Source organism: Proteus sp. HMSC14B05 (assembly GCF_001808035.1).
GTDB lineage: Bacteria > Pseudomonadota > Gammaproteobacteria > Enterobacterales > Enterobacteriaceae > Proteus > Proteus mirabilis.
In genome coordinates this window covers 432,496-442,984 of record NZ_KV792000.1, presented here as the reverse complement: position 1 = coordinate 442,984, position 10,489 = coordinate 432,496, and the positions used below count along the sequence as shown (strand labels likewise).

The 10,489-nt window shown below is 31.7% G+C and carries 6 protein-coding genes; all 6 read left to right on the top strand.

The features are described from left to right. Window positions 1-1,152, top strand: a 1,152-nt coding sequence (locus tag HMPREF3129_RS19050; protein WP_254668262.1) for a M10 family metallopeptidase C-terminal domain-containing protein, incomplete at its 5' end; no start/stop codon positions are given. A gap of 228 nt (window positions 1,153-1,380) precedes the next feature. After that, window positions 1,381-3,444 (top strand): M10 family metallopeptidase, encoded by a 2,064-nt coding sequence (locus HMPREF3129_RS15970; protein ID WP_036919865.1) that lies wholly within the window; start codon window positions 1,381-1,383, stop codon window positions 3,442-3,444. Window positions 3,445-3,962: 518 nt separating this feature from the next. Beyond that, complete coding sequence (locus HMPREF3129_RS15965; protein ID WP_004247335.1) at window positions 3,963-5,438, top strand: serralysin family metalloprotease ZapA; 1,476 nt, start codon at window positions 3,963-3,965, stop codon at window positions 5,436-5,438. Between the two features lie 162 nt (window positions 5,439-5,600). After that, window positions 5,601-7,340, top strand: a complete 1,740-nt coding sequence (locus HMPREF3129_RS15960) for a type I secretion system permease/ATPase (protein ID WP_036919864.1) — start codon at window positions 5,601-5,603, stop codon at window positions 7,338-7,340. Between the two features lie 16 nt (window positions 7,341-7,356). Next, window positions 7,357-8,682: an HlyD family type I secretion periplasmic adaptor subunit gene (locus HMPREF3129_RS15955; RefSeq protein WP_036919863.1), complete on the top strand. Its 1,326-nt coding sequence runs from the start codon at window positions 7,357-7,359 to the stop codon at window positions 8,680-8,682. A gap of 50 nt (window positions 8,683-8,732) precedes the next feature. Further along, on the top strand, window positions 8,733-10,034 hold the full coding sequence (locus HMPREF3129_RS15950; RefSeq protein WP_223302912.1) for a TolC family outer membrane protein: 1,302 nt from the start codon (window positions 8,733-8,735) through the stop codon (window positions 10,032-10,034). The last annotated feature ends 455 nt before the right edge of the window (window positions 10,035-10,489 follow it).

Below are 10,489 nucleotides of genomic sequence, written 5' to 3'. Positions count from 1 at the left end.
TACCAACAAAATAAACATAAAATTGGCTCATATGAATATCTTGTTTTTATGCATGAATTAGGCCATGCTCTAGGGTTAAACCATAGCTGGAAATATATACCAAATAAAGAACATAAAGTATTATATTCATATAAGTATTCAATTATGAGCATTGATTTTGCTGATATTGAAGAGGCAGATTTTGGTGGCCTTTATCCTATGACCTTTATGCTAGTAGATATATTATTATTACAATATCTCTATGGCCCAAATATGACCACACGCCTTGAAAATAATACCTATGGATTTAATTCCAATACGGGACGCGCCGCTTACTCTTTAAATAGCATAGAAGATAAACTAGTGAGCTGTATTTGGGATTCAGGAGGAATTGATACATTAGACTTTTCCCTATATACCGTTAATCAAGTCATTAATCTCAATGAGGGCTGTTTTTCAGATATTGGAGGATTACGGAGTAATATCTCTATTGCCTATAAAACGATTATTGAAAATGCGATTGGTGGTAAAGGTGATGATACTCTCATAGGAAATCCTTTTGATAATAACCTCATAGGTGGTGATGGCAATGATTTATTCTATGGCGGTGATGGCAATGATTTATTCTATGGTGGCTCTGGAAACGATGTTATATACGGAGAAATGGGAAATGATGTGCTCTATGGTGATGATGGAGATGATATGCTTATTGATTATTATGGTGCTAATATGTTGAATGGTGGTAAGGGTAATGATCGGATCTGTGTAGCATCAATGGATAGAGGGCTTCCAGGCAGAAATATCATTCAAGGGGGAGAAGGTGATGATGAAATATATTTAGGCACAGGAACTCATAATGTAACCGGTGGACAAGGAAATGATACCTTTAATTTTTTCTGCTATGAGGGCATTGAAAGCAATAGTTCAATTTGGGATTTTGAAAAAAACAAGGATAAAATAACTTTGCTCACTAGGGATTATAGAAAAATAGATATATCAAAAATGAAAAAAGTTGATAAATTATCAGGAGATAAAAATGAATTTTCATTAAATTATAACAAACCAGCCAACAAGACCATCATAGACGTTTCAATATCTTCTAACGATGATAAGTCCATTGTACATATAGAGATTGTCGGTATATTTAACCACGATGAACTCTTTGCGGTATAAATACATTTCACCATATGATTTGTAAAAATTTAAATTATTACTCTATAAATAACTATCAATTATTATATTAATAATAATCTAGCATAATATGCGTATAAATAATTAATAGCAATCGACTAAAAACATACTAATAAATAGTTTGTTTTATAAAAGTTATTCCCATATATATATCCATTAATTATAAAATTAAGAAATATAGAAAATTCTCTTTTGGTAAAAGGATTTAGTATGAATAGTTTTAACTCAATAAAAAAACCAACTTACTTCTATCTACCTGATGGTAAAATTGTTATAAATTATATGTATGGTTGGCCTAAACAACCACATAGTAATATCACCAAAATAACTTATATATTTCCTGATTATGATAAAAAAAGAAATTACTCAAATAAAAAATATTCAGTAACAGAAAAAGATAGAATAGAATCAATAAAACATACCGCTAAAGTATATGAATTGACCTATCTTAAGGAAAAAAAAGAAAAAGAAATCGCTTCATTAAAATATTATAGAAATAAATATTCAATAAGTAGAATAGCTGAATTAGAAAAAGATATAGAGGATATAGAAAATAGTATTAATAAAAATAAGAATAGTATACATCCTTATTTTTATAATACACAAACAACCATATATCCTCATCAACAAGAAGTTATTTCCGATATTCTTAATGAAATTGCCCATATAACACAAGCAAAGTTTGTTGCATCTAATCCAGAATTCGATGCCGATATAAAATTTGGTTTTTACGATGATTTTCATATTAGTCATGGTTCAATAGAATTTTCATATACCACCAGAGGTTTTGCAACCTATCCTAGCAGGTATTCAACCCCTATAAAAAAGATAAATATTGATGAACAATACCAATACTCTGGAACTATATTTTTAAATTTATCATCACACCAATATTATAAGATAATACATCAACATGATCTTGATAATTATATAAAAACAGAAGGTAATATTGGTGATGCTTTCAATTTTAAAGATAATGGTACTGTTCTGATAATAAAAAAAACCAATACTCTAATTGAAACACTAAAAAATAATAAATATCAGCCAGGTACATATCATTATAAAGTTGTTTTGCATGAAGTTGGTCATGCACTCGGGCTAAGCCATAGTTGGCAATACTTAGAATATAAAGATAAAAATCATGTATTAGCTTCATTGAAATATTCTGTTATGGGTTATGATATACCAACCTCAGAGCATGCTGATTTTGGTGGTCTTTATCCCATGACCTTTATGCTATTAGATATATTATTATTGCAACAGCTCTATGGCGAAAATATGACCACACGCCTTGAAAATAATATCTATGGATTTCATTCTAATACCGGACGTGTCGCTTACTCCTTAAAAAGCATAGAAGATAAATTAGTAAGTTGTATTTGGGATTCGGGGGAAATTGATACATTAGACTTTTCCCTATATACCGTTAATCAAGTTATTAACCTAAATGAAGGTAGCTTTTCAGATATTGGCGGGTTACGGAGTAATATCTCTATTGCCTACAAAACGATTATTGAAAATGCTATTGGTGGTAAAGGCGATGATACTATCATAGGAAATAGTGCTAATAATGAACTTATAGGTGGTGATGGTAATGATACTATCAATGGTGGTTTGGGTAATGATCACCTCTATGGTGGTATGGGTAATGATATTCTCTATGGTGATATAGGCAATGATTATCTCTATGGAGGTATAGGTGATGATATTCTCCATGGTGGTATGGGTAATGATATTCTCCATGGTAGTATGGGTAATGATTACCTCTATGGAAATAAAGGTAATGATAAACTCTTTGGTGGTGATGGAGATGATACCCTTGTTGATTATTATGGAAATAATACATTCATTGGCGGTAAAGGCAATGATCTATTATTTTCGATATCAAAAGCAGGACGAAATGAACTTCAAGGTGGTGAAGGGAATGATATATTTTATTGTGGATTAGGTACTAATCTATTATATGGTGAACAAGGAAATGATACTTTTAACTTCTTATGCTATAAAGGCGCTAAAAGTTATAATTTAATTTTTGATTTTAATACGAATGAAGACAAAATTATTTTTGTTGATCAAAATTATAAAAAAATCGATATATCAAAAATGAAACGAGTAGAACAATTATCAGGAAATGAAAATGAAATAGTTTTACATAATGATATTCATACAAATAAAACCACAATAACTATTTCAACAGCCAATAACGACCATCATTCGACTATCTTTATAAAACTTGAGGGTATATTAAGTTACAATGATCTTTTAGATATATAAAGATATTATTCTAATTAACAATAAGGATTATGATTATATTGTAGTCCTTTTTTATTTAGATGTTCTGTTTTTTAGCAGTATAAAAATAATACATTATGTTATTTTTATTTTGTTTATTATTCACCAATATTATTATTACTATAGAAATAAAACAAACATCAAACATCAAACATCAAACATCAAACATCAAACAACTTAACATAATAAATGATACATTAATTTTAAACAAACCCATTAATTAAATTAAAAATCAAACTTAAGTAAAATTTTCCTTTCAATTATAAAACAATAACTAACAATAGAAATCATCTAAAAATAAAATATAACTATACTTATATTCACCTCATTAAATTATTCTGACTTAAAACACACTTTACTTCACAATTATTTAAAAACTTATTTTACCCCCCTAGATTAATAATAATTAATGTCTATCTTTATCCTCAATGGCATTCGCCAGATAAATATATTTTCAGTATGAAAATAAACTTAACCTAAATTTATATCTGGAGGATATTATGGGATCTTTTTTATTAAAAAAAGCCGTTGGGTTATCTAATATTTCTGATTTATTAGATAAAAGCGGGATCTTCTATAACTATTCAACCAAAGTATTACCTTCTTTTGATTATGATACCGCAGGAAAACATATAGCCCGTGAAGATTCCACTTGGAATGGCAAATATGTTATTGGGCAACCCGCTGAGGTGACTTATTCATTCCCAAAATGGGAAGGCAAATTTAATCAATTTGGTAATAAGAATCCTTATGAATTTAATGAATTACAAAAAGAGCATGCAAGAAAATCTTTAGATGCATGGTCTGACATTGCAAATATTAAATTTACTGAAGTTGCTGTTGGGAATGTTGATGGAATGAAGGCTTCTGACGTAAAAACAGATATTACTTTTGGTAATATCTATGATCCCAATGGCACATTTCAGGCTTATGCAACATTGCCTAATACCTATGCTTATGGAAAAGATCTTTCTGGCCAAGCATGGTTTAGTGATTATCATTATGCAGGTAATACTACACCAGAATTGGGTAATTATGGTCGTTTAACTATTATCCATGAAATTGGTCATACACTGGGTCTTATGCATCCTGGTGATTATAACGCAGGTCAGAATGTTCCAGGTTATTTAAAATCTGATTATGCGGAAGATAGTCGCCAATATACAGTAATGAGCTATTGGGATGAATATGAAACAGGCGCCCACTTCCAAGGTGCTTATGCTGGAGCCCCTCTCCTTCATGATATTTCTGCTATGCAATATCTCTATGGCGCAAATACGACTACCAGAACAGGTGATGATGTATATGGTTTCAATTCAAATACTGGGATTGATTATTATACGGCTACTGATAGCAATGATAAATTAATTTTCTCTGTATGGGATAGTGGTGGTAACGATACATTTGATTTCTCAGGCTTCTATCAAGATCAACTGATTGATTTACGTGCTGGGAACTTTTCTGATGTGGGGGGATTACAGAAAAATGTTTCCATTGCACAAAATGTTACCATAGAAAACGCGATTGGTGGTTTTGGTAATGATATTATTCATGGTAATGATGCTGATAATACTCTTATTGGAGGCGAAGGAGACGATATTATCTATGGCCATAGTGGTAATAACACTATTTATGGTGGTCGTGGACAAGATACATTACATGGTGGCACAGGAAGCAATACCTTTATTTATAAAGAAATTGCAGATTCTTTAGTAACAGCCGCAGATAAAATAATGGATTTCAAAACCGGTATTGATAAAATTGATTTATCAACATTAATTCAAGATACATTTAGTAGCAAAATTCTTAACTTTGTTGATAACTTTACAGGAAATGCTGGCGAAGCAACTCTTAGCTATAATGAAGTAACCAATGCTTCTGAATTAGCCATTAATGCTTATGGCTATAATTATAATCCTGATTTTAAAATTGATATCGTAGGTTTTGTTAATTACGAAACTGATTTTATTGTTTAAGTCATAGTTGGGTAGGAGAAAGTTATTTCTCCTACCCTCTTTTGCTTTAAATGAAGCTATTTTGATATTCATAATAAAAAATAAAGAGAAAATAGACACTTCTTTAAAACCAACAAAAGATATTTAGTACTAAAAATAGACAAATTAAATCAGGAATACCACATGCCACAAATAAAATATAATAACGAGATAACAAGTATCATAAAAGAGAGACGAAAAGTTTTTCTCTCTATTGGGCTATTTACCGCTTTAATTAATATATTAATGTTAGTCCCTTCTATTTATATGTTACAAATTTACGATCGAGTATTACCATCAGGTAATGAAATGACACTATTGATGCTAACAATCATTATGTTAGCTCTTTTTATCTTTATGGGAGGATTAGAATATTTAAGAAGCATTATTGTTATACGTATGAGTAATAAATTAGATTTATCACTTAATTCACGCATTTATACTGCAGCTTACCGAGAAAAATTAAACAAAATAGCGAATATTAATCCAACGTTAGCATTAACAGATCTAATTACTTTACGACAATTCATTACTAGTCATGCCATATTCACTTTCTTTGATCTACCTTGGTTCCCTATTTACCTTTTAGTTATTACTTTATTTAATCCTTGGTTAGGATTATTTGCACTTTGTGGTGCCCTTATCTTATTTGCTTTGGCTATCCTTAATGAATATCTATCTAAAAATCATTTAAAAAAAGCGAACAATTTTGCCAATCAAGCACAACTAATACAAAGTCATCATTTAGAACATCCACAGACTATCGAAGCGATGGGAATGCTTAGTCAATTACGTAAACAATGGCAAACCTCTCATTTCAAATATTTACAAGCACAAACACAAGCCAGTGATAATGCAGCTGGTATTAACGCTATCACAAAAGTAACACGTATGGCATTACAATCTTTAATGCTAGGTTTAGGGGGATGGCTTGCTATTGATAATACTATCAGTCCTGGAATGATGATTGCCGGTTCAATACTTTTAGGTCGAGCATTAGCCCCTATTGAGCAAGTGATCAATGTATGGAAAAGTTGGGATAGTAGTAAAGCAGCCTACAATCGATTGACAACTTTATTAAAAACATACCCTCAAGAAAATAAAAAAATGGCCTTACCTAAGCCTCAAGGCCAATTACTTGTTAATATCGATGAAGCCGTGTATCCACACAGTGACAGAATATTACTAAATAATATCAATTTTGCTCTATTACCGGGAGATATACTAGGTATTATTGGCCCGAGTGCTTCTGGTAAGTCTTCTTTAGCAAAATTTATTGTCGGTATATGGCAGGTCAAAAAAGGCATTGTACGATTAGATAATGCGGATATCTTTCAGTGGAGTAAAGAAGAAATTGGTCCACATATTGGTTATTTACCTCAAGAAATCGCCCTTTTCCCCGGCACTATCGCTGAAAATATTGCACGCTTTACTGAGGTTGATCCTCAAAAAGTGATCCAAGCCGCCAAAATGGCACATGTACACGAGATGATTTTACGCTTTCCTCAAGGATATGAAACCCAAATTGGTGCTCACGGTGAAGGATTATCCGGCGGACAAAAACAACGTATTGCATTAGCCAGAGCATTATATGGCGATCCCACGTTAGTTGTCTTAGATGAGCCAAATTCTAATTTAGATGATTTAGGTATTAGAGCGTTAACACAGGCGATCGAAACATTAAAACAGCATAAAAAAACCGTTATTTTAATTACCCACCAAAAACAGCTACTTTCTGTCACTAATAAATTATTAGTGATATTTGATGGAAACACCAAATTATTCGGTCCAACGGCGTCTGTTATTGCTGAATTAAATAATCCAACTATCACAAAAACGGCAAACACTATTTCTTCAACACCAGCAACCTCAAATAACGCTTAATTTTTCGGAATTGATCATGACTATAGAAAAAAATGTTATACCACTGTCAGAAAAAATTTCAGATGATCCAAAGAAATTTCTCGTTATTGGATGGACTGTGGTTTTATTAGGCTTAGCAATTTTTATTTTTTGGGCTGCTTTCGCGCCCCTTGATAAAGGCGTTCCTGCAATAGGAAACGTAGTAATATCGGGGAATAAAAAAAGTGTACAGTCTTCTGTTGAAGGTATTATTACTCATATTTTTGTAAAAAATGGTGATCCGGTATCAGCTGGACAAACTCTGATACAGCTAAGCCCTATTCAATCTCAAGCCTTAGTAAAATCGTTATCAGAGCAATATGATAATTTACTGATCACTCAACAAAGATTATACGCTGAACTTAATCAACAAACTTCATTTAAATTAAATAATAGCGATAAATACTATTCATCTACTGAAAATAGAGAGAAGTTATTACTACAACAAAATCGTTTATTAAATGAAAAAAATGCAGAATTAATAAGTGAAATAAATGGTTATAAAGCAGCTATCGATGGCATTACTGGTCGCCTAACCCATCTAAAGCGCTCAATCCAGAATAAAAAGAGTCAAATTAGTAATCTACAAAATCAGCTTAATGATTTACAAATATTAGCTAATGAAGGATATATTCCTCGTCATCGATATCAAGAAATGGTGCGAGAATTAGCAGAAAATAATAATCAACTCAACGAGACTTTTGGGCAAATAAGTGCATTAGAAAAACAAAAATTAGAATATGAGCAAAGAATATTACAACGTAATGCCAATTTCCACCAACTAGCTCGAACAGAGCTAAATAAAATACAATTACAAATCAGTGAAACAGAAAAACAACTTATTATAGAAACAGATAAATTAGCTAAAATGGCAATTATCGCACCGATATCGGGTACTGTAATGGATCTTTCTGTTTTTACCCAAGGTGGCTTTGTAAAAACAGGTCAGACATTGATGGACATAGTGCCTGAAGATCATCAACTTGTTATTGAAGCGCGTCTTGCTCCGCATCTTATTGATAAGGTAACTCCTGGCCTTCCCGTTGATTTGATCTTTAGTGCCTTTAATCAAAATACCACGCCAAAAATTCCTGGTGAAGTAACGATTATTTCTGCCGATAGATTAATTGATGAACGAACAACTGAGCCATATTATCAAGTTCTTATTAACATAAAAGATTATACATTATTAGCAGATAATAAAAATAAATTGAAAGCAGGTATGCCCGTTGATGTATTTATTAAAACTGGCGATCGCTCATTATTAAATTATCTTTTCAAACCAGTATTGGATAGGCTCCATACTTCATTAACGGAAGAATAATAATGCTAATAAAAAAACTTTTTACACTTTTTTCCGTAGGACTCCTAAGCTTGCCAGCTTCAGCGGTTACACTGTCTGATCTCTATTTTTTAGCGATTAAACATGATCCCACATTTAATGCAGCTGTAAAAGAGCAAGTAGCAGGTAAAGAGTATGAAAATATCGGGTTATCACAATTGCTACCCAATATTTCTGTCAATTACAAAAATAATCCTCGCAACTGGCAACGTAAGGCTTATCCAATAAATATATTTCAGGATAAAATAACAACAGTTGAGTATCAAAACTATCAAAGCTATTCTGTCAACGCGATTATTAGTCAACCACTATTTGACTACACCGCATTTAGTGAATACAAAGCTTCTATCATTAAAACATTATTAGCAGACAGTCATTATCAAAATAAATTTTCAGAATTAATTATTCGACTTATTGATAATTATATTCAAGTTGCTTATACACAAGATAAATTATTGCTAAATCAAGCACAGCAAGAAATCTATCAAAAACAACTAGCTTCAAGTCAACGCCTATTTGAGTTAGGAGAAGGAACCAAAACAGATATTGCTGAAATAGAGACTCGTTTATATTTAACCCAGTCACAATATACCGATCTTCAATTAGAAATTGAAAAGGCTAAAAACAAACTCAGTGCTATGATCGGTTCACAATTGCCTACTCATGAGCACATCGCAAAGCTAACTGATACAAAGTTTGTTCTTCAATCACTGGCTCCCGATGACTATTCCACATGGGAAAAAAATGCCATACAAAATAACTTAAAGATACAATCTGCTCGTCATGAAATGGCGATAGCTAAACAAGAGATTGAGAAAAATAGAGGAGAATTTTTCCCAACAGTACAATTTTATGCGGCTTACTCTAGTAGTAATTCTGATAGTAATAATACCATTAACCAGAAATACCAATCTGCTAACGTGGGTTTTTATGTCAGTATGCCTTTATTTAATGGGGGTAAAACAACGGCATCAATGCGTCAGTCGACAGCAAAATATCAGATGAGTGCATTTGAAAGGGATGCTATTATTCAAAATATTATTCAGGAATTAAGATATCAATATCAAATTTGCTCAACGAGTCATATTAAATTAATGGCTTTTGAGCAAGCCGTTAGTTCCGCTAAGTTACAATTAAATGCAACACGAAAAAGCTATGTTGGTGGTCAGCGAACGATGGTTGATGTGCTTAATGCGGAAGAGCTTTTATATAGAGCGCAGCAAGATTTAATCAAAGCCAAATATGATTATATTCAAGCTTGGGCATTATTACATCAATATACCAATACACTAGACATTGAAAAAATAAAAATTATTGAAAACTATTTTCAGTAGCTGAAAATATATATTTAATTTAACTCAATACTATAATAAAAGCCCTATAATTAATCAGGTTATAGGGCTTTGCGTCTATGATAGTTAGTCTAATAGATTACTTAGCTTATTAGCATATCGTATTTTCATCACTTCTTTTTATTACCGTACAACATTAATACACGGTGAGTAAGAGCAATTGATGCCAGACCGATAATACATTCAGTTAAAAAAATCAGCATAAATTCCCCCTATTCATGAGTACATTTTGTCTGGGTGGGGGTTCTGATAAAGTTAAGTGACTTGTCATATAGTGCTTAGCTAACTCCGTTCTAATGGACACATTTTAAACCTACCATTAAAACGACAAAGAGCAAAATATATTTACCGACAAATTCTGTTTTTTAATCTAGATCACATATAAATCACACGAAAAGCAAAATCGTAATACATGATCAATACTCACTGAGAAAAAA

Coding starts and splice junctions, on each gene's coding strand:
- HMPREF3129_RS15960 (WP_036919864.1), top strand. CDS start 5,601: ATGCCACAAATAAAATATAATAACGAGATAACAAGTATCATAAAAGAG.
- HMPREF3129_RS15965 (WP_004247335.1), top strand. CDS start 3,963: ATGGGATCTTTTTTATTAAAAAAAGCCGTTGGGTTATCTAATATTTCT.
- HMPREF3129_RS15970 (WP_036919865.1), top strand. CDS start 1,381: ATGAATAGTTTTAACTCAATAAAAAAACCAACTTACTTCTATCTACCT.
- HMPREF3129_RS15955 (WP_036919863.1), top strand. CDS start 7,357: ATGACTATAGAAAAAAATGTTATACCACTGTCAGAAAAAATTTCAGAT.